Origin of the sequence: Roseivivax sp. GX 12232, from assembly GCF_021272185.1 — a bacterium.
In the GTDB taxonomy this organism is placed as follows: Bacteria; Pseudomonadota; Alphaproteobacteria; order Rhodobacterales; family Rhodobacteraceae; genus Roseivivax.
Genome location: NZ_JAJSEC010000001.1, coordinates 267,939 through 286,520, shown reverse-complemented (window position 1 = coordinate 286,520; position 18,582 = coordinate 267,939). Strand labels below are relative to the sequence as shown.

Below are 18,582 nucleotides of genomic sequence, written 5' to 3'. Positions count from 1 at the left end.
CTCAGAAGATCCGCGCCTTGACCCGGAAGGCCCAGCGGCCCACCAGGGCGAGCCCGAGGCTCGCGATGAAGGTCAGCACGACATACATGACCGCGATCACGGTGAAGTATTCGAGCCAGCGATAATTGACGGTCGAGAGGTTGATCGCCTGGCCGGTCAGCTCGTCGACGCCGATCACCGCGCCGACCGAGGTCCCCATGACCAGGATCACGATGAAGAAGTTGGCGAGTGCCGGGTAGATCGACTTGGCGATATGCGGGACCACGATGTAGCGGATCTTCTGCACCGGGCTCATGCCCAGCGTCTCGCCGGCCTCCATCTCGGTGCGGCGCACCGACAGGAAGCCCGCGCGCAGGATCATCGTCAGATAGGCCCCGGCGTTCAGCGTCAGGCCGATCAGCACGCAGGCCTCGTTCGACCAGCGGATGCCGAACTCGGGCAGGCCGAAATAGAGGAAATAGATCTGGATCAGGGCCGGGGTGTTGGTGATGAAGACCACGTAGAGGTTGACCAGCCAGCGCAGCGGCCAGGGTCCGTAGGTCTTGATCGCCGCACCCAAGAGGCCCACCAGCGCGCCCATGGTAAAGGCGAAGACACCCAGCTGGAGCGTCAGCCAGGCCCCTTCGAGAAGGGCGTCGAAATTGCGCCAGACGACGTTGAACTGAAACGTGTAATTCATGCCACTGCTCGGAGGCGGAGCCCCGGCGCGCCTGCGCGCCGAGGCCCCTTAGTGTCGGATCAGAACCAGGGGTCCGGCGTCACTTCGCGCAGCATCGGCGCGCCGTAGTTCTCTTCCCAGACGGCATTGACCGCGCCCGAGGAGTGCAGGTCGTAGAGGATGATGTTCAGCACCTCGGTGAGGTTGTCGTTGCCCTGGCTCACGCCAAGCGCGCAATAGGCCACGAAGATCGGTTCTTCGACGACGCGCCAGTTCACGTCCTCGAAGTTCTCGGTGAAGCCCATGAAGAAGTCGATGTTCTCGACGATGGCATCGGCCCGGCCCTGGGCCACGAGGCGCACGGTGTCGGCGATCGTGTCCACCAGCTCGAGCTCGGCCTCGGGCATGTTCTCCTCGATCCAGCCGACGGTCCAGTTGCCGCGCATGTTGGCGAGCGTCACGCCCTCGGTGTTGAAGTCTTCCCAGCTGTCGCCCTCGATCTTGTCGGTGGCAAGCACGGCCAGCACCTCGGTGTGCAGCGGCACCGTGTAGTCGATCAGCTTGGCGCGTTCGGAGTTGCGGGTCAGCGCGCCCATGGAGACGTCGATCCGGTCGGAGACCAGGAAGGGCACGCGCTGGGCGGTCTCGGTGGGCACCCATTCGACCTCGACGCCAAGCGCCGCGGCGATGCGGGTGCCGATCTCGATGTCGAAGCCTTCCCATTCGCCGCTGTCGTTGCGGGTGCTCATGTTGGGGAAATTGGGGTTGATGCCGATGCGGATGGTGCCGTCGGACAGGATGTCCTCGAGCGATTTCGCCTGGACGGCGGTGCCGCCCGTGACGGCCAGTCCCAGCGCCGTGACGCCGGCCATGAACCAGGTCTTCATCTTGGTGTCTCCCGTTGGATGCGGCCGTTGCGGGCGCAGACCCGGGCCGACCTCTTATGTGCGATATGCGGACTTTTGTCCGCTAGTGAGCTTGGCGAAGGCAGGGCGGGCGGTCAATTGATTTTTTGGGCGGGCCGGGTGGCGCGGTGGCGCTTGGGCTTGGGTGGCTGGCGGCGTGGGTGCTTAAGGCGCTGAAAAGCCGGTGCTATTCCCGGCACCACCGCAAGTTGGACAGGGAGGTTGACGTGTCCGGAGAAACGAACAATCATCCCGCAACCGACCGCTTTCCGCACATCAGTTCGCAAATGGAGGCCCGCATGGCCCATTCTCTCGACCGGACACCGCTCGCTTCGGGCCTTTCCGTCTCGCGCATCGTCACCGGTCTCTGGCAGATGGCGGACCAGGAGCGGGACGGCAAATCCTACGACCTCGACGCCGCCGCCGAGGCGCTGGCCGACTACGCCCGCGAGGGCTTCGACACCTTCGACATGGCCGACCACTACGGCAGCGCCGAGATCGTCGCGGGCCGCGCCCGGCGCATCCTCACCGCCGAGGGCCGCGCCGCGCCGGTGATCCTGACCAAATGGTGCCCCGAGCCGGGGCCGATGGACCTCGGCACCGTGCGGGCCGGGGTGGAACGCGCGCTCGCGCGGCTCGACATGGACCGGATCGACGTCATGCAGTTCCACTGGTGGCAATACCAGTCGCCGGAATACCTCGATGCGCTCGAGGGGTTGATGCGGCTGCGCGAGGAAGGGCTGATCGGCCATATCGGCCTGACGAATTTCGACGCCCAGCACCTGCGGCTGGTCCTGAAGCACGGGATCGAGGTCACCTCGAACCAGGTCTGTTTCTCGCTGCTCGACCGCCGCGCGGCGGGCGATCTGAGCGCGGTCGCCGAGGAGCATGGTGTGGGCCTTCTGGCCTTCGGCACGCTTTGCGGCGGCTTCCTCTCGGACCGCTGGCGCGACGCGCCCGAGCCTCAAGACATCCCCGATTGGTCGCGGATGAAATACAAGCGCTTCATCGACACCACCGGCGGCTGGGCGCGCTTCCAGGCGCTGATGGGGGCGCTGGGCGGCGTGGCCGACAAGCACGGCGTCTCGGTCTCCAACGTGGCGAGCCGCTGGGTGCTGGATCACGCCTCCGTGGCGGGCGTGATCGTCGGCGCGCGGCTGGGCGAGAACAGCCACCGCGCCGACAACGCCCGGCTCATGGGGCTGCGCCTCGACACCGAGGACCGCGCGGTGATCGCCGAGGCCACCGAGGCGCTGACCCCGGTGCCGGGCGACTGCGGCGACGAATACCGCAAGCCGCCCTTCCTGACCGCCTCGGGGGACCTGTCGCACCACATGGCGGCGCTGCCGCCGGTCATGGCGACCGGCCCGTCGCCGGCACGGCCCGAGCGCACAATCGCCGAAAGCGGCTCGGTCTGGGAGGCCAAGGCGGGCTTTGCCCGGGCCATCCGCAAGGGCAAGCGCATCCTGGTCAGCGGCACCACCGCGACCGATCCCGCGGGCGCGCCCGTGGCTCCGGGCGACGCCGAGGCGCAGGCGGTCTATATCCTCGACAAGATCACCGGGGCGATCACCTCGCTTGGCGGCGCGCCAGAGGACGTGCTTCGGACCCGGATCTACCTCACCCGCGAGGCCGACTGGCCCGGCGTCTCGGCGGCCCATGCGCGGGCCTTCGGCGCGGTGCGCCCGGCCAACACGCTGATCGTCGCGGATGAGCTGATCGGCGACTACCTGGTCGAGATCGAGGCCGAGGCCGAGCTGGACTAGCCCGCGCGGGCGCGGCTCAGCCGCAGCCCCAGCAGCACCAGCACGCCCAGGATCACCGAGGCGAAAGTGCCGATCACCGCGATGGCCGAGACCACCGGCGCGTAATTCGTCGCGACCCGGCTGAAGAGCCATTCCGGCAGCGTCGTGTCGGCCCCGGTGGTGAAGATCGACAGCGGCAGGTTCGACCAGGACAGCAGGAAGGCGAAGAGCCCGCCCGAAATCAGCCCCGGCGCCAGGTGGGGCAGGGTGACCTCGCGCAGGACCTGCCAGCGCGAGGCGCCGAGGTCGCGCGCGGCGTCCTCCTGCGCGGGGTCGTAGCCGAACAGCCGGATCGAGATCACAAGGGTCACGATCGGCAGGATCCAGACCATATGGGCGAAGATCGCGGTCTTCCAGCTGGGCGGGATGCCGAGCGCGGAATAGAACATCAGGAGCGCCAGCCCCAGCACCGGCTGCGGAAAGAAGATCGGCAGCACCACGGCCTTCTGGTAGATCGAACGCCCGCGCCAGTCGTAGCGCGCGAAGGCCATGGCCCCGAGCGCCCCGAGGATCACCGAAAACAGCGTCACGCAAAGCGCCACCTTCAGCGACACCAGGTGCAGGGTCAGCGTCTCCTGCTGGGAAAAGGTGTCGGTATAGGCGCCGACCGACCAGGTGCGATGCGGGAAGCGCATGTAGCGGGTGTTGGCGAGGCTCGCCAGCACCACCGAGAGGATCGGCATGTAAAGGAGCGCCAGGATCAGCGTCAGCCAGAGCGAACGGAGAAGTCGGGGCAAGGCTACCTCCGGATGAGCTTGTTGAGGTCGATCCGCGCCAGCGCCGGGAAGACCACCAGCGCCGTCACCGCGACCACTAGCATGGTCAGCGCCGCGCCCATGGGCCAATCCTGCGCGTAGGAGAAGCGCTGCTCGATCGCGCGGGTCACCACGCTGATCGCCTGGCCGCCGAGGATCGCCGCCTCGGCATTGGCGCCGACGCAGAGGACGAAGGTCAGGAGCGCGCCGATGATCAGCCCCGGCATGGCGAGCGGCAGCTCGACCTCGCGCAGGATCTGCCAGCGCGAGGCGCCGAGGTCGCGTGCCGCGTCGCGCCGGTCCTGCGGGATCAGCGCCACGCCCAGCAGAAGCGGAAACAGCATGAAGGGGAAATGCACGTAGACCATGCCCAGGAAGACCCCGAGCTTGGTGTTCAGCACCGTGCCGATGTTGACGTCGAAGAGAGCCCGCAGGCTGCCGGCAAGGATGCCGCCGCCGGGCATGAGGAACAGCGACATGCCGAAGAGCCGGACGCTTTCGGAGACGAAGATCGGCACCGCGATCAGCCCGGTCAGCACCGCCGCGCCGCGCCCGGCGAGCTGGTGCAGCATCTTCGCGGTGGGCCAGGCCAGGAGCGCGCAGGCCAGCGTCGTGGCCACCGCCCCGGTGATCGACCAGAAGAACGGCGGGCCGTAGCCCTCGGTGAAGGCGGCGCGGTAGTTGGTGAGCGTCGTCTCGGCGGTCAGCGCGAAGGTGCGCGGCTCCATCAGGCTGTACCAGGCGACGATGCCGATGGGCGTGGCGAAACCCGCCAGCAGAAACAGCGCCACCGGCAGGGCGAAGAGATATCCGGTGCGCCCCGGGCTCATTCGGCCACCCAGTGCGCGGCCTCGGGGGCAAAGCTCACCCGGGCCGTGGCGCCGGGGCGGATCTGGGTCTCGGCGGGCAGTTCCGCGATCATCAGCCCGGCGGGGCTTTCGAGGTGCAGCTGCACCCGCGAGCCCAGGCGGAAGACCTCGGCCACGCGGGCCGCAAAGCCGGGCGCGCCGGTCTCGGTGCCCTCCTCGAGGCGCAGCGCCTCGGGGCGCAGCACCACGTAGCCGTCGGGCGTGCCGGGCAGGGGCAGGTCCAGCTCGGGCAGGCGGCCCTCCGCGACCTTGAGGATGTTCACCTCGCCCATGAAGCTCGCCACGAAGCGGCTGTCCGGGCGGCCGTAGATTTCGGCCGGGCTGCCGACCTGCACCAGTTGGCCGTCGCGCATGATGCCGATGCGGTCGGACATCACCATGGCCTCTTCGAGGCTGTGGGTGATGTAGACGAAGGTCCGCCCGGTGCGCTTCTGCAGCGCGCGCAGCTCGACCTCCAGCGTCTTGCGCAGCCGGTAGTCGAGCGCCGAGAGCGGCTCGTCGAAGAACAGGATCTCGGGCTCGGAGGCCAGGACGCGGGCCAGGGCCACGCGCTGCCGCTCGCCGCCCGAGCATTGCGTCACCGGCTTGTCGAAATACTCCGCGCCGAGCCGCACCAGCTCGAGCAATTCGCGGGCGCGGGCGTCGCGCTTGGCCTTGGCGATGCCGCGCATCTTCAGCGCGAAGCCGACGTTCTCGCCCACGGTGCGGTGATCGAAGAGCGCCAGCGACTGGAAGACCATGGCGGTCGGGCGCTTGTTCGGCGCAAGCCGCGTGATGTCGCGCCCGCGCAGGAGAAGCTGCCCCTCGGTCGGCTGGTCGAGCCCCGCGAGGATGCGCAGCAGCGTCGTCTTGCCGGAGCCCGAGGGCCCGACGATCGTGAAGAACTCGCCCTCCTCGATGTCGAGAGACACCGAGGAAAGCGCCTGGAGAGAGCCGAAGGACCGGCTCAGCCCCTGGAGGCTGAGCGCGGCTTGGCCCAGAACGGGTCGGCTGTCTTGCGTCATCGAGAGGTCAGCCGCGATCACGGATGGCCGCCGAGTAGATGTCGTAGAGGCGGTCGTAATCGGGCACGATGTCGAATTCGACCGCATTGGCGATGCGCTCGTCGAACTCGTCCCACTGGATCGCGTTCAGCTCGTCGGCGCTGAACCGGCCAAGCACCTCGTCCTGGGCCATCTGGCTCACCGGCTGCAGGTTTCCGTTGCCGCGGGCCACGATCTCGGCGGCGTCGGGCGTGGTGATCCATTCCAGGAAGTCGAAGGTCGCCTCCTTGCCGGCGGGATTGGCCACGGCGGAGTTGAGCTCGATCCAGTTGATCCCGCCCTTGCCGTCGGCCGGGCCGGAGTTGGGGGTGATGGCGTAGATATTGGTCGCCCCCTCGGCGCGGGCCGAGCTGGCGGTATAGGTGCCGCCGGTGAAGTAAAGGTCGATCTCGCCGTTGAGCATCGCCAGGTTGAGCTGCACGAAGTCGGTGGTGATCATCTTGGCGTTGTTGATCCAGGCCCGGGCGGTGTCCTCGAACTTGGCGTAATCGGCCTCGGTCTTGGGCTTGAAGGGGTGGATGCCCGCGCCCATGCAGATGTCCATGACGTTCCAGTCCTCATAGGCGAGGATGCCGTAGCGCCCGGCGAAATCGGGGTTGTTGAAGAGATCCCAGCCTTCGTCCTTGGCCATGGCGGGCGAGATCACGTCGGAGTTCACCACGAAGTCGAAGGTCTCGAAGCGCTGCACCACGCCGAGGAGGTTCTCGCCGTCCTTCGACAGCGCCCAGTCGTAGGGCATGGCGAACTTCTCGAACATCTGGGCATAGAGCGGCTCGAAGCGGTCGCGGGGCAGGGCGTAGATCAGATCCTCGGGATACATGATCTCGCGGGCCCAGGGGTTGTTGAGGTTGATGAAGTTCCAGACCGAGGTCTCGCCCGCGCGCAGGCGGTTCACCGAGGTCGGGTCCGAGATGTGGATCTCGTAGCGGATCGGCACATCGGTCTGGCTGCGCCACATGTCGAGCAGGCGGGGGTCGGCATAGGCGTCCCAGGTCAGAAGCGCGATGCCGTCGTCCTGGGCAAGTGCGGCGCCGGGCAGGCCGCTTGCGGCGAGGCCGGCGGCCATGCCGCCCAGCACGCTGCGGCGGGACATTCCTCCGGCACCGGGGCGGCGCAGGGTCTGGGGCAGTCTGGGTCGTTGGGCGGTCATCTTCATCCTCCTTGTTCGTATAGCGAACTATTGATCGTTATGCGGACAAATTCAAGCATGGAGACGCGCCGCGCGGCGGCTCAATAAGCCGCTGCATAGCGTTTCAGAATCTCCGCTTCGGGCAGGTCGGCGACCTCGCCCGCCTCGAAGCGCTTGTGGTCGAGGTAAAGCGCGATGAAGCCCTCGGGATACCAGCCCGCCACCTCGGGCGCGGTCTCGAGAAGATCGAGCGCCTCGGGCAGGCTGCGGGGCAGCGGGCGGATGCCCAGTTCGGCCAGCGCCTCGGGCGACATCTCCGAGAGGTCGCCCTCGGTCGGCTCCGGGCAGGGCAGCCCGGCCTCGACGCCCGCGGCGGCGGCATGGACCAGCGCCGAAAGCGCCAGCCAGGGCGAGGCGGCGGCGTCAGCGGCGCGGTATTCGTAGTTGAACTGCCGCGCGCGCTTGTCCGGCGCGTCGCTGGAGGTCGGGCAGATGCGCAGCCCCGCCTCGCGGTCCTGCACGGCGAGATTGGCGAAAGAGGCGCTCCAGCGGTGCGGCTGAAGCCGCGTGTAGCTGGGCACCGAGGGCGCGGTCAGGGCGCAGATCGCGGGCATATGCGCGACGATTCCGGCGGCGGCCTGTCCGGCGATGCGGCTCAGCTCGCAGGGGCCCTCGGGGTCGAAGGTCGCGGGATGGCCCTCGGCGTCCCAGAAGCTCAGGTGGATATGCACGCCGTTGCCCACCGTTTCCGGGTCCGGGCAGGGCGTGAAGCTGGCAGTCTCGCCGCGGGCGCGGGCCACGGCGCGGATGATCTCGCGGAGTGCGATGGCCTCGTCGGCGGCGCGCAGCGCGGGCTGCGGCGGCAGGGTCACCTCGAACTGGCCGGGCCCGTATTCCCGCAAGAGCGAATCCGGCCGCAGCCCCGCGCCATGCAGCGCCCAGAGCATGTCCTCGAGCGCGCCCTGCGCGCGGTGGAAGCCGGCCAGGGAAAAGCCGCTGTCCCCGGCGTGGTCGGGCAGGATGAACTCATGCTCGAAGCTGGCCATGACGCTCAGGCCGCTCGCCGCCTCGAAGCGCGCGAGTGCTGCGGAAAGGTGCTGGCTCAGGCAGGCCATCCAGGGGCTGCCGTCGCGCGCGGTGACATGGCCCAGCGTCAGCCGCAGGTCGGGGCCCGCGGGCATCGGCGCGGTGAAGCTGCGCTTGGGGTCCGGGCGCAGCAGCATGTCGCCGGTCGAGCCATAGGGCGAGGGCGCGATGCCGTCGAAACAGGTGATCTGCGCGTTGGTCGGCGTCCAGCCGACGCCCGAGCGGCAGCGCGCCTCGAGATCGGCGGCCGCGAAGCCCTTGCCGCGCAGCTGTCCGGCCAGGTCGGACAGGCCGGCCATATGGATGGGCAGGGGCATGGTCTCTCCTGATCGCCGCTTGTCTCCTTCCGTCATTTCTGAACAAATGTCCGAAATACGCAATGATTTTCCGGGGGTTTGGCCCGGAGTGCCGCGAGGAGCGCCCATGCCCAGCCCCTTCCTGTCGACCGAGAGCCGCGAGATCCCGATCGAGCCCGCGCGCGCCGCGCTGCTCTTTGTCGACGTGCAGAACTATTGCCTGCACCCCGAGGGCGGCGAGGTGCAGGAGGCCGACGCCGAGGAGCGCGAGAGCCTGCATCTGCCCTTCATCGAGAGGTTCCGCCGCGAGGTGCTGCCCAACATGCAGGCGCTGCAGGCCGGGGCACGGGCGGCGGGGATCGAGGTCCTCTACACCACGATCGAAAGCCTGACCCGCGACGGGCGCGACCGCTCGCTCGACTACAAGATCACCGGCTTCAACGTGCCCAAGGGCTCCTTCGACGGGCGGGTGATCGCGGAGATCGCCCCGGGGCCGGACGAGATCTGGCTGCCGAAGTCTTCCTCTTCGGTCTTCGTCTCGACCCATATCGACTACGTATTGCGCAACCTCGGGGTGGCGCAGCTGATCGTCTCGGGGGTGCTGACGGATCAATGCGTGGAAAGTGCGATCCGCGACGCCTGCGACCTGAACTACCTGGTGACCCAGGTGACCGACGCCTGCGCGACCTATACCGAGGCGCGGCAGGCGGCCTCGCTCTCCGCGATCAAGGGCTATTGCCGGCAGGTGACGACCGCGGCGCTTCTGGCGGAGCTGGAGGGTCGGGCGGGGTGAGGGCCGGGGTGCGGCTCGCTTGGGGTCAGAGCGCACAGGGCCTTTAAGGTGTGCCTGCGCGCCCACCGCGCCACGGCGCACATACTCGCAGGACGCACCTCAGGCCGCTTCGCCGCTGCCTGATCCGCCCTGAAAAGCCGCCCCCTCAGGCCGATTGCGCCTCCACCGGCGCCTCGCTGCGCAGCACGGCCAGGAGGTCGTGGAAGCGGTCGCCCTGGATGATCACATGGCGGCGCATGGCATCGGCGGCGGCGCGGTCGTCGCCCCGGCGGATCGCCTCGAGCACCGCGCCATGTTCGGCGAAGGAGCGCGCCACCCGGTTGCGCAGCCTGAGCTGCATCCGCCGGTAGGGCTGCAGCATGGCGTGCAGCCGCTGCGCCTCGCGGGCCATGAAGCTGTTGTGCGTGGCGCGGTAGATGCAATCGTGGAAGGCGGTATTCTCGGCGTAATAGGCCTCGTGCTCGCCCGCCTCCACGCGGTCGCCGCAGGCCATGTGCCGGGCCTCGAGATCCGCCAGCTCGGTCTCGGTGATGCGCCGCGCGGCGAGGCCCGCGCAGGTCGCCTCCATCTCGGCCATCATCTCGAAGCGCTCGGTCAGCTCTTCCAGCGACCATTCCGCCACGAAGCTGCCGCGCTTGGCGTGCACGCGCACCAGCCCGGTGGTTTCGAGCTGTTGCAGCGCCTCGCGGATCGGGGTGCGGGAACAGCGGAACTCGGCGGCCAGCGCCACCGGGTCGAGCCTGCTGCCCGGCGCGAAGCGGCCGTCGACGATGGCGCGTTCCAGGGCCTCGCGGATCCGCGTGGTGTTCGATCTGGCTGCCATGGAAAACCGTCCTTTCGTCTTGCGCCGGATCCATAAATCCTCTCGGAGGATATATCTACCACCCGCTGTGTTGCATGTTTCGCGACCCGGTATGCGTGTGACGCGCGCCCGCTGCGGGCCGGGCGGGCGGTGTCGCGGTGGGCCGCAGGGCAGGGGGCGACCACGGCGGGACAGGCCCCAACCCGTGCCACGCGCCAGGCGCGCAGGGCCGGGCGCCGCTGCCCCACAGGGTTGAAACCCGTGACCCCGGAGCCGCCCTTGGGAAGCGATTTCCGAAAAACGCCCAAATTCGGACATATGTTTTTTGTTTTGTTCCGGAAGGTTTGACAAAAGCCCTTTTGTGAAACGGATTGTCGATATCCCATGACGAGTTGCCTGTCGGGACTGAACGTGGACCTCGTGTTCCTGGGGGTCGCCCTTGTCTGGGTCGTGGCCCTGGTCATGCTTGTCTGGATGGCCGCCTTCCAGCGCTTCGAGGGCAAGCGCTATTTCATCGTCACCAACGTCAACATGCTCTGGTGGCTCGCCATGGTCGGGCTCGAGGCCGCGACCCCGGGGGCGGCCTGCAAGCTGGCCTTCTCGACCCTCTCCTGGCCGGCCATCGCCATGCTGCCGCTCGCCTGGTGCATGTTCGTCTTCGCCTATGTCGACGACGCCGCCTGGGTGCACCGCCGGAGCGTGCATCTGGGCGTGGCGCTCTTCTCGGCCCTCGTCGGCGTCGTGGCGCTGAGCAACCCCTGGCACGGGCTTCTCTACGGGCCGGGCACCGCCATGGCGCCGGGCGCGGGCCGGATCACCTATGTGCACGGGCCGTTCTTCTACGCCGTGGTGGCGGCGGTCTATCCCTTCGTCATGGCGGCGCTGATCTGCCTTGGCCGGGCCTTCACCCGGGCCGAGCGGCACGTCTGGCCGCTTCTGGCGACGCTGGTCTTGATCACCATCGCGCCGCTCTCGGCCAATGCGGCCTATGTCTTCTGGGACGTGACCTTCTTCGGGCTCGACCCGACCTCCTTCATGTTCACCTTCGGGGTGGTCGCCTTCTCCTCGATCCTGGCCAAGAGCAAGACCATGGATATGGCGACGATCGGGCGGCAGATCCTGTTCGATGCCACCACCGAACCGGTGGTCGTGGTCGACCGGCGCCACCGCGTGGTGCTGCGCAACGCCGCCGCGCGGCGGGTGCTCTTCGGTCATGGCGCGGCCCCGGGCGAGGCGGTGCTGCCGCGCGGTGTGGCGCGCTTCCTGGGCGACCTCGGCCGGGCCGAGAGCGAGGAAGAGCCGCAGATCGTCGTCGGCGAGCGGATCTACGAGCCGCGCGTCTCCGAGGTCTCCGACCCTCTCAACCCGACCCGCCGCAAGCTCGGCTGGAGCGTCACGTTGGTCGACATCACCGAGCGCATCAAGACCACCGAGGCGCTGGAGCTGGCCCTGCGCCAGGCCGCCGAGGCCAACCGCGCCAAGGACGAGTTCATCTCGGTCATCAGCCACGAGCTGCGCACGCCGCTGACCTCGCTCAAGGGCGGGCTGGCGCTGGTCCAGAGCGGGCGGCTGGGCGAGCTGACACAACCGATGCAAAGCTCGCTCGACATCGCGCGGCGCAACGGCGAGCGGCTCTCGCGGCTGATCGACAACATCCTGCTGGCCCAGAAGATCGAGCTCGAGGCGCTGGTCCTGGACCGCACGCCGGTGGACCTCGCGGCGCTGCTCGAAGGCAGCATCGGCGAGAACCAGATGTTCGCCGAGGAGCGCAAGGTGCGGCTCGAGGCGCGCCCGGGCGGGCCCGCGCCGGTAATCCTGGGCGACGAGTTCCGCCTGCGCCAGGTGGTCGACAACCTGATCTCCAACGCCATCAAGTTTTCCTCGCCCGGCGCCGTGGTCGAGGGCTTCCTGGGGCTCGAAGGCGGCCGCGCGCGGCTCTCGATCAAGGACAGCGGGCGCGGCATCCCCGAGGGCGCCGAGGACCGGGTCTTCGGGCGCTTCGCTCAGGTCGACGGCACCAAGACCCGCAGCGCCGAGGGCTCGGGGCTGGGGCTGCATATCTCCAAGCAGCTGGTCGAGCAGATGTCCGGGGTGATCTTCTACGACAGCACGGTCGGGCAGGGGACGGTGTTCCACGTCGAGTTCGACCTGCTGGCCGAGGCCTCGCCGGATGTGGAGATGATGGCGGGCTAGGCGCGGCGGGCCCCGGGTTGGGGCGCGCCTTTTTCCCTCTCATCGCTGAAGGGTTAGGTCCGCCCGTTCATGTCAGTGAGCGGCGCGGATGGGGTTCTCGGGCACCAGGTCATCCCACCGAATAAGGCTGGGGAGTGCCGCGCGCTCCGCCATGCTGGGCGGGGCTAAACGGCCCCGCCTTCCATGCCGTCGCCCAAGCCCCCCATCACCCCGCCGCGTCGCGCGGGGCCATGTCGTTCGAACGCGCGATCAGGTCGACGCCCATCTGCGCGAAGAGCTCGGTGTAATCCAGCAGCACCCAGTTCTCGGCGATCCGGCCCTCGGCCACGCGGTAGAAATCCATCACCCGCAGGGTCAGCGCCTTGCCGCTCGCGGGCACGCCCAGGTAGTCGCCCTGGTGCGTCATGGTCATCGAGGGCCAGCCCGAGACCGCGGCGTAATTGCCGTTGCCGATCCGGCAGTAATGGTTGCCGCCCTTGCGGTCGGGGAAGGCGGTCAAAAAGGCGCTGCGGTGGTCGCGCACGAAGCCGCCCCAGCGGTAGTTCGAACCGATCCCGCCCGGCCCGTACCACATCATGTGTTCGGCCCAGGCGCCGGTCGCCCCGGTCTGGTCGGCGCTCTCGAAGGTGGCGGGGTCGAAGGCGTGCAGGTCCGAGAGCATCCGCTCGACCACGTCGAGGCTCGCCGCGCCGTCGCCCGCCGTGGGCAGGACGCCGTCATGGGTGGCGGGGCCGGGAAAGAGCATCTCGGTGCCGAGCATCCGGGGCAGGGGGAAGCGGCCCGCCTGGCGCATGAGGTCCGGCAGGTCGAGGATGATCCGTGCCTCGGTGATCCGGCCCTGCGCGACGCGGTAGAACTCGCCCGCGCGCAGGAAGGCCAGGTGGCCCGAGGGCGCAAGCCCGGCGAAAGCGCCGGTGAAATCGCCCACGTAATGGGTGACGCTGGCCAGCCAGTCGCCGCCGGTCTCGCGACGGTTGGCCCCGGAGATGAAGATCTCGTCGCGCCGGTAAGCCCCGGCGAGCGCGGCGCGCAGGGGGCGGATGAAGCCCGCGATCACCGCGTCGCGGCCCTCGAGCAGCTCCAGTGGCGCGGAGAGATGAAAGCGGCAATCCTCGGCCAGGCAGGCCTCGGCCCGGGTCTCGATCTCGGCCTCGGGGCACGCGATCAGCGCCGCCAGCGCCTCGCGCAGTGCGGCGGCGTCCAGGGGTGTTTCCATCGTCTCGTCCTCGCTTCGCTCGATTGTGTTGCACACGATTGCAAAAAAGACTTGCCATGGGGCGGCGCTTCTGTCTAGCGTGTTTGCAATCGAGTGCAAAACGCTGCCAGCGCCGCGCTCCGGAAGAGGAAGACCATGGCCGAGATCGAGCTCAGGAACCTGTCCAAGCGTTGGGGCACCTTCATCGGCGTGGATCGCTTCGATCTGACCATCGCCGACCAGGAGTTCCTGGTGCTGCTCGGGCCCTCGGGCTGCGGCAAGACCACCACGATGCGGATGATCGCCGGGCTCGAGGATGCCACCGAGGGCGAGATCACCATCGGCGGCAAGGTGGTCAACGACCTCGACCCCAAGGACCGCGACGTGGCCATGGTGTTCCAGTCCTACGGCCTCTACCCGCATCTCAACGTCTATGAGAACATCCGCTTCCCGCTCCGGGTGCGGAAGATCGACGAGGCGGTGCACGAAGAGCGGGTGATGCGCGCCGCGCGCATGGTCGAGCTCGAGGAGTTCCTGCACCGCAAGCCGGCCGAGCTTTCGGGCGGCCAGCGCCAGCGCGTGGCCCTGGCCCGCGCCATCGTGCGCGAGCCCAACGTCTTTCTCATGGACGAGCCGCTGTCGAACCTCGACGCCAAGCTCCGGGTCTCGACCCGGGCGCAGATCAAGAACCTTTCCCACGAGCTGAAGGTGACGACGATCTACGTCACCCACGACCAGATCGAAGCGATGACGCTCGCAGACCGGGTGGTGGTGATGAAGCAGGGCGTGGTCCAGCAGGTCGGCACGCCCACCGAGATCTACGACAACCCCGCCAATGCCTTCGTCGCGGGCTTCATCGGCTCGCCCGGCATGAACCTGCTCGAAGGCCATGTCACCGGCGGCACCTTCGAGGGCGACAACGTCCGGGTCGAGGGGCTCTCGGTGCCCGACGGGCCGCTGACCCTGGGCTTCCGCGCCGAGGACGCGCGGCTGGCCGAGGCGGGCGAGGCGGCGGCGATCCGCGCGCCGCTCTACACCGAGGAGCTTCTGGGCGATGCCACCATGCTGTCGGTCAAGGCCGGCGGCGCGCTGGTCTCGGTCAAGGCCTCCAAGGAGGTCCGCGCCCGGATCGGCGAGGACATGGCGTTCCACGTGCCGCCCCAGGCGGTGCATCTGTTTCAATCCGGCACCGGCGCGCGCCTGGCCTCCTAGCGGAAGGGCGGCGCCCCGAGGGGAGGAGGGGCGATGACGGCGAGACGACCTGCGCAAGCCCCGCGCCCGGCCCCGGCACCGGCGCCCCGTCCTGTGACCGTCCCGGCAGCGGGCGGACCCGAGATCGGCCCCACATGGCCGGTATCCCCCGCGGCGGGCGCCGCGTGGCAACGACAACTGGGAGACATGAGATGACCTACAGATCGATCCTGCTGGCCGGTGTGGCCAGCCTCCTGGCGACAACCGCCAGCGCCGACTGCGCCTTCGAGAACGACACCCCCGTCAGCATGCTGTCGGCGGGCTTCGAGGCCTGGAAGGCGGTCAGCGACGCCATGGCCGAATGTGGCAACTTCAGCGCCGAGCTGGACCAGGAGTTCCGCACCAAGCAGCCCGAGGCCTTCTCGGCCGATCCTTCGCTCTACGCGCTGGGCGGGGTGTCGAACGGCACCATCACGCCGCTGATCAACGAAGGCCTGATCCGGCCGCTCGACGATCTGGTCGCGGAATACGGCGAGAACCTCAACGACAACCAGCTGATCCGCATCGACGGCCAGATCATGGCCGTGGGCATGATGGTGAACACCCAGCACCTGATGTATCGCGCCGACATCTTCGAAGACCTGGGCCTCGAGGTGCCCGAGACCTGGGAGGAGGTGCTGGCCGCTGCCGAGGCCATCGAGGCCGCGGAGGTCGTCGACTACCCGCTCGGCGCCACGATGAAGTCGGGCTGGAACCTCGCGCAGGACTTCAACAACATGTTCCTGGGCTTCGGCGGCAGCTTCACCGACGCCGACAACATGCCGACCATCAACACCGAGGCCGGGGTGAACGCGCTCGAGATGATGAAGGCCATGACCGACTACATGGACCCCGAGTATCTCGTCTCCGACTCGACCTACGTGCAGCAGCAGTTCCAGCAGGGCAAGATCGCCATGGCGAACCTCTGGGCGAGCCGCGCGGGCGCCATGGACAACGAAGAGGAATCCTCGGTCGTGGGGCTGGTGGAAAGCGCCGCCGCGCCGCGCGCCACCGCCGACGGCCCGCCGGCCACCACGATCTGGTGGGACGGCGTCGTGGTCGCCAAGAACATCTCGGACGAGGAAGCCGAGGCGGCCTTCCGCGTCGCCATGGAAGGCATCGACAGCGAGATGGTGCAGGGCGCCAATGACGCCGCGATCTGGCTGGTGCAGGGCTACGAGCCGACCCGGCTCGCGCAGGGCGCCATCGCCACGCTGCAGTCGCAGCCCGGCGCCACGGCCTATCCCTCGACCACGGCGATGGGGCTGATGCACACCGCCATCGGCAACAACGTCTCGGCCTATCTGACCGGCGACAAGGACGCCGAGCAGACGCTCGCGGACATCGAGGCCGACTACATCACCAGCGCCCGCGAGGCCGGCCTGATCCAGGGCTGACCCCGCACCACGGGTCCGGCCCCGGCGGTCTCTCCCCCGCCAGGGGCCGGTCCCACCGCCCTTACCGACGCCCCCGTTCCCCGCGCGACCGGCCGAGCCCCGTGCGCGCCAGCCAAGGAGAAAGCGCATGAAGCCCCGGGTCTTCGCCGCGTTCGTCGCGCCCTCGCTCCTGATGATGCTGATCTTCATCGCAGCGCCCCTGGTGTCGGTCTTCGCGCAGAGCTTCTACGTCACCCAGCCGGTCTTCGAGCGCGTCGAGGTCGAGACCTGCACGCCGAGCTTCCCGACCGCGATCTGCACCACCGAGACGAAAAGCCGGCCGGTCCTGGACGAAGCGGGCGAGGTGCAGACCCAGACCCGCTACGTCGGGCTCGAGAGCTACCGCAACATGCTGCAGCTCGACCGCGTGGGCGAGGCCCTCTCGTCGGGGCGGATCGGGCAGATCCTCAACATCGACTTCTGGTCGGCGCTGCGCTTCACGCTGATGTTCACGCTGATCACCCTGCCGATCGTGATCGTCGCGGGGCTGGCCATCGCGCTGGCGGTGAACAACGCCGTCAAATCGCTGCGCGGGCCGGTGATCTTCATCTCGCTTCTGCCCTTCATCATCACCCCGGTGATCGGGGTCCTGTCGATCCGCTGGCTCTTCATCGGCGACGGCATCCTCACGGCCTTCCTCGAGAACATGCTGGCGCGCGACATCGCGATGTTCGCCCAGGGCTGGACGATCGAGCTGATGATGCTCTTCTACCGGGTCTGGCACGTCGCGCCCTTCGCCTTCGTGATCTTCTACGCCGGCCTGCAGACGGTGAACCAGGACACGCTGGAATCAGCCATCGTCGACGGGGCGAGCCGCTGGCAGCGCCTGCGCTTCGTGGTGATCCCGCACCTCGGGCCGCTGATCACCTTTGTGGCGCTGATCCACCTGATGGACGCCTACCGCGCCTTCGAGGAGATCGTCGGCTTCTCCAGCCAGAGCCACGTCATCTCGCTGCAATGGCTGACCTACGACCTGCTCCAGCCCGACGACGCCGGCAACCGCGCGATCAGCCGCGCCTCGGCCTCGGCGATGCTGACCATGATCGGGGTCGTGATCCTGCTCATCGCGCCGGTCCGCCGGGCCTGGCGTGAACACAAGGGGTTCCGCTGATGACCGCCAAGACGCTTCGTCAACCGCTGCCGCTGCGCCTGGCCTCGGCGGGATTCCTCGCCTTCTGGTGCCTGCTAGCGATCTTCCCGATCGCCTGGATCGCGATCATGAGCGTGAAATCCCCGGTCGACGCCTTCTCGGGCAGCTTCTCCGAGGTGCTGACCGGCCCTGCCACCCGGGCGGGCGGCGCGGGCCTTTCGGGCATCGACCTGGTGCTGGGCGGCGCGGTGATCCTGCTGCTGATCCGCTGGGCCTTCACCGGCCTGCCGGGGCTGGTGCGCCGCCGGACGCCCGCGGGGCTTCTGGCGCTGGGCTGGCTTCTGGGCGGGCTCGGCTACGCGGTCCTCTTCGGCGCGGTGGTCTTCTGGCTCCTGCCCACGGTCCTCGGCCCGCTCGACGCGGCACTGGGGCCGCTCGGCGCGCCGGTGATCGGGGCGACCTTCGATCACTACTACGCGGTCTGGGTGGAGAACGCCTTCTACCGCAACTTCATCAACTCGCTGATCGTGACGGCGGGGGTGGTGACGATCTCGCTTACCGTGGGGACGCTGGCGGGCTACGCGCTGGCGCGCTCGCCCTCGAACCTGGCCTTCTGGCTCCTGATCGCGGCGCTGATCTTCCGGGCGCTGCCGCATTCGGTGCTGGTCGCGGGCTACCTGCCGGTCTTCATCAACTCGCGCGACTGGCTGGCGCCGATCTTCGGCGAGGCCGCGCCCACGCTCTACGGCCAGCCCTACGCGGTGATCGCGGTGCTGGTGGCGATCAACCAGCCCTTCACCATCTGGATGCTGCGCTCCTTCTTCCAGAACATCCCGACCGAGCTCGACGAGGCGGCGCGGGTCGACGGCTGCACCCATTTCCAGGCCTTCCGGCAGGTCATCATGCCGGTGATGTGGCCCGGGGTGATCACCACCGGCCTCTTCAGCTTCCTGTTGGGCTACAACGACTTCCTGGTGACCTCGCTGCTTCTGGATGCGCAGAACCAGACCATGGTTCCGGCCATCGCCAGCTACTTCAACCGCGAGACGACGACGACCGACCAGGTCGAGGCCATCGCCGCGGCGGTCTCGATCACCGCGCCGCTCTTCGTGCTGGTCATGGTGTTCCAGCGCCAGATCGTCTCGGGTCTGACCGCGGGGGCGGTGAAGGGATGAGCCGCCAGGCCCGCCACGCCAAGATCGCCCGGCATCCGGCGCTGAACCGGATGCCGCGGGACTGTCCCGACGGGGGCGGCTGAGCCCAGCCGCAGACCGCCGCAAGACAGACCCAGAGACAG

Annotated in this window: 16 protein-coding genes; 7 read left to right on the top strand and 9 right to left on the bottom strand. The window is 68.5% G+C overall.

All coding sequences use genetic code 11. From position 1 onward, the window contains the following. Position 1 precedes the first annotated feature (1 nt). Together LR948_RS01245 and LR948_RS01240 are read right to left on the bottom strand one after the other, a co-directional pair. Positions 2-679 carry an amino acid ABC transporter permease gene (locus LR948_RS01245; RefSeq protein WP_232752098.1) on the bottom strand — a complete coding sequence of 226 codons (678 nt, stop codon included), beginning with the start codon at positions 677-679 and terminating at the stop codon, positions 2-4. Between the two features lie 59 nt (positions 680-738). Continuing rightward, positions 739-1,545, bottom strand: a complete 807-nt coding sequence (locus LR948_RS01240) for a transporter substrate-binding domain-containing protein (protein ID WP_232752097.1) — start codon at positions 1,543-1,545, stop codon at positions 739-741. A 317-nt stretch (positions 1,546-1,862) separates the two neighbouring features. Between LR948_RS01240 and LR948_RS01235 the strand changes: the two genes are divergently transcribed. Next, complete coding sequence (locus LR948_RS01235) at positions 1,863-3,329, top strand: aldo/keto reductase (protein ID WP_232752096.1); 1,467 nt, start codon at positions 1,863-1,865, stop codon at positions 3,327-3,329. Here LR948_RS01235 and LR948_RS01230 read toward each other — a convergent pair. From LR948_RS01230 to LR948_RS01210, 5 genes are all read right to left on the bottom strand, one after another. After that, positions 3,326-4,105, bottom strand: a complete 780-nt coding sequence (locus LR948_RS01230) for an ABC transporter permease (RefSeq protein ID WP_232752095.1) — start codon at positions 4,103-4,105, stop codon at positions 3,326-3,328. The genes LR948_RS01235 and LR948_RS01230 overlap by 4 nt on opposite strands. Positions 4,106-4,107: 2 nt before the next feature. Beyond that, on the bottom strand, positions 4,108-4,953 hold the full coding sequence (locus tag LR948_RS01225) for an ABC transporter permease (protein WP_232752094.1): 846 nt from the start codon (positions 4,951-4,953) through the stop codon (positions 4,108-4,110). Beyond that, positions 4,950-5,996 (bottom strand): ABC transporter ATP-binding protein, encoded by a 1,047-nt coding sequence (locus LR948_RS01220; protein ID WP_232752093.1) that lies wholly within the window; start codon positions 5,994-5,996, stop codon positions 4,950-4,952. Before LR948_RS01220 ends, LR948_RS01225 begins: the two co-directional genes overlap by 4 nt. Positions 5,997-6,003: 7 nt before the next feature. After that, positions 6,004-7,128, bottom strand: coding sequence for a PotD/PotF family extracellular solute-binding protein (locus LR948_RS01215; RefSeq protein WP_232752092.1), 1,125 nt, complete (start codon positions 7,126-7,128; stop codon positions 6,004-6,006). A 137-nt stretch (positions 7,129-7,265) separates the two neighbouring features. Further along, positions 7,266-8,567: a glutamine synthetase family protein gene (locus LR948_RS01210; RefSeq protein WP_232752091.1), complete on the bottom strand. Its 1,302-nt coding sequence runs from the start codon at positions 8,565-8,567 to the stop codon at positions 7,266-7,268. A 106-nt stretch (positions 8,568-8,673) separates the two neighbouring features. Here LR948_RS01210 and LR948_RS01205 point away from each other — a divergent pair, with 106 nt between their 5' ends. Continuing rightward, a complete protein-coding gene (locus tag LR948_RS01205; protein ID WP_232752090.1) occupies positions 8,674-9,339 on the top strand; it encodes an isochorismatase family cysteine hydrolase in 666 nt (221 codons plus the stop codon). A 145-nt stretch (positions 9,340-9,484) separates the two neighbouring features. Here LR948_RS01205 and LR948_RS01200 read toward each other — a convergent pair whose 3' ends face one another. Then, positions 9,485-10,162 (bottom strand): GntR family transcriptional regulator, encoded by a 678-nt coding sequence (locus LR948_RS01200; RefSeq protein ID WP_232752089.1) that lies wholly within the window; start codon positions 10,160-10,162, stop codon positions 9,485-9,487. Positions 10,163-10,525: 363 nt separating this feature from the next. On the opposite strand from LR948_RS01200, the gene LR948_RS01195 reads away from it, so the two are divergent. Next, a complete protein-coding gene (locus LR948_RS01195; RefSeq protein WP_232752088.1) occupies positions 10,526-12,334 on the top strand; it encodes a histidine kinase N-terminal 7TM domain-containing protein in 1,809 nt (602 codons plus the stop codon). A gap of 205 nt (positions 12,335-12,539) precedes the next feature. On the opposite strand, the gene LR948_RS01190 is transcribed toward LR948_RS01195, so the two are convergent. Next, complete coding sequence (locus LR948_RS01190) at positions 12,540-13,550, bottom strand: ester cyclase (protein WP_232752087.1); 1,011 nt, start codon at positions 13,548-13,550, stop codon at positions 12,540-12,542. A gap of 135 nt (positions 13,551-13,685) precedes the next feature. On the opposite strand from LR948_RS01190, the gene LR948_RS01185 reads away from it, so the two are divergent. From LR948_RS01185 to LR948_RS01170, 4 genes are all read left to right on the top strand, one after another. After that, a complete protein-coding gene (locus LR948_RS01185) occupies positions 13,686-14,741 on the top strand; it encodes an ABC transporter ATP-binding protein (RefSeq protein ID WP_232752086.1) in 1,056 nt (351 codons plus the stop codon). Between the two features lie 191 nt (positions 14,742-14,932). After that, positions 14,933-16,156 carry an ABC transporter substrate-binding protein gene (locus LR948_RS01180; protein ID WP_232752085.1) on the top strand — a complete coding sequence of 408 codons (1,224 nt, stop codon included), beginning with the start codon at positions 14,933-14,935 and terminating at the stop codon, positions 16,154-16,156. Positions 16,157-16,283: 127 nt separating this feature from the next. Further along, positions 16,284-17,306, top strand: a complete 1,023-nt coding sequence (locus LR948_RS01175; RefSeq protein WP_232752084.1) for a carbohydrate ABC transporter permease — start codon at positions 16,284-16,286, stop codon at positions 17,304-17,306. Then, positions 17,306-18,460, top strand: a complete 1,155-nt coding sequence (locus tag LR948_RS01170) for a carbohydrate ABC transporter permease (protein ID WP_370634841.1) — start codon at positions 17,306-17,308, stop codon at positions 18,458-18,460. The genes LR948_RS01175 and LR948_RS01170 overlap by 1 nt, the downstream gene beginning before the upstream one ends. Positions 18,461-18,582 lie beyond the last annotated feature (122 nt).

Coding starts and splice junctions, on each gene's coding strand:
- LR948_RS01245 (WP_232752098.1), bottom strand. CDS start 679: ATGAATTACACGTTTCAGTTCAACGTCGTCTGGCGCAATTTCGACGCC.
- LR948_RS01240 (WP_232752097.1), bottom strand. CDS start 1,545: ATGAAGACCTGGTTCATGGCCGGCGTCACGGCGCTGGGACTGGCCGTC.
- LR948_RS01235 (WP_232752096.1), top strand. CDS start 1,863: ATGGCCCATTCTCTCGACCGGACACCGCTCGCTTCGGGCCTTTCCGTC.
- LR948_RS01225 (WP_232752094.1), bottom strand. CDS start 4,953: ATGAGCCCGGGGCGCACCGGATATCTCTTCGCCCTGCCGGTGGCGCTG.
- LR948_RS01220 (WP_232752093.1), bottom strand. CDS start 5,996: ATGACGCAAGACAGCCGACCCGTTCTGGGCCAAGCCGCGCTCAGCCTC.
- LR948_RS01215 (WP_232752092.1), bottom strand. CDS start 7,128: ATGTCCCGCCGCAGCGTGCTGGGCGGCATGGCCGCCGGCCTCGCCGCA.
- LR948_RS01210 (WP_232752091.1), bottom strand. CDS start 8,567: ATGCCCCTGCCCATCCATATGGCCGGCCTGTCCGACCTGGCCGGACAG.
- LR948_RS01205 (WP_232752090.1), top strand. CDS start 8,674: ATGCCCAGCCCCTTCCTGTCGACCGAGAGCCGCGAGATCCCGATCGAG.
- LR948_RS01200 (WP_232752089.1), bottom strand. CDS start 10,162: ATGGCAGCCAGATCGAACACCACGCGGATCCGCGAGGCCCTGGAACGC.
- LR948_RS01195 (WP_232752088.1), top strand. CDS start 10,526: ATGACGAGTTGCCTGTCGGGACTGAACGTGGACCTCGTGTTCCTGGGG.
- LR948_RS01190 (WP_232752087.1), bottom strand. CDS start 13,550: ATGGAAACACCCCTGGACGCCGCCGCACTGCGCGAGGCGCTGGCGGCG.
- LR948_RS01185 (WP_232752086.1), top strand. CDS start 13,686: ATGGCCGAGATCGAGCTCAGGAACCTGTCCAAGCGTTGGGGCACCTTC.
- LR948_RS01180 (WP_232752085.1), top strand. CDS start 14,933: ATGACCTACAGATCGATCCTGCTGGCCGGTGTGGCCAGCCTCCTGGCG.
- LR948_RS01175 (WP_232752084.1), top strand. CDS start 16,284: ATGAAGCCCCGGGTCTTCGCCGCGTTCGTCGCGCCCTCGCTCCTGATG.
- LR948_RS01170 (WP_370634841.1), top strand. CDS start 17,306: ATGACCGCCAAGACGCTTCGTCAACCGCTGCCGCTGCGCCTGGCCTCG.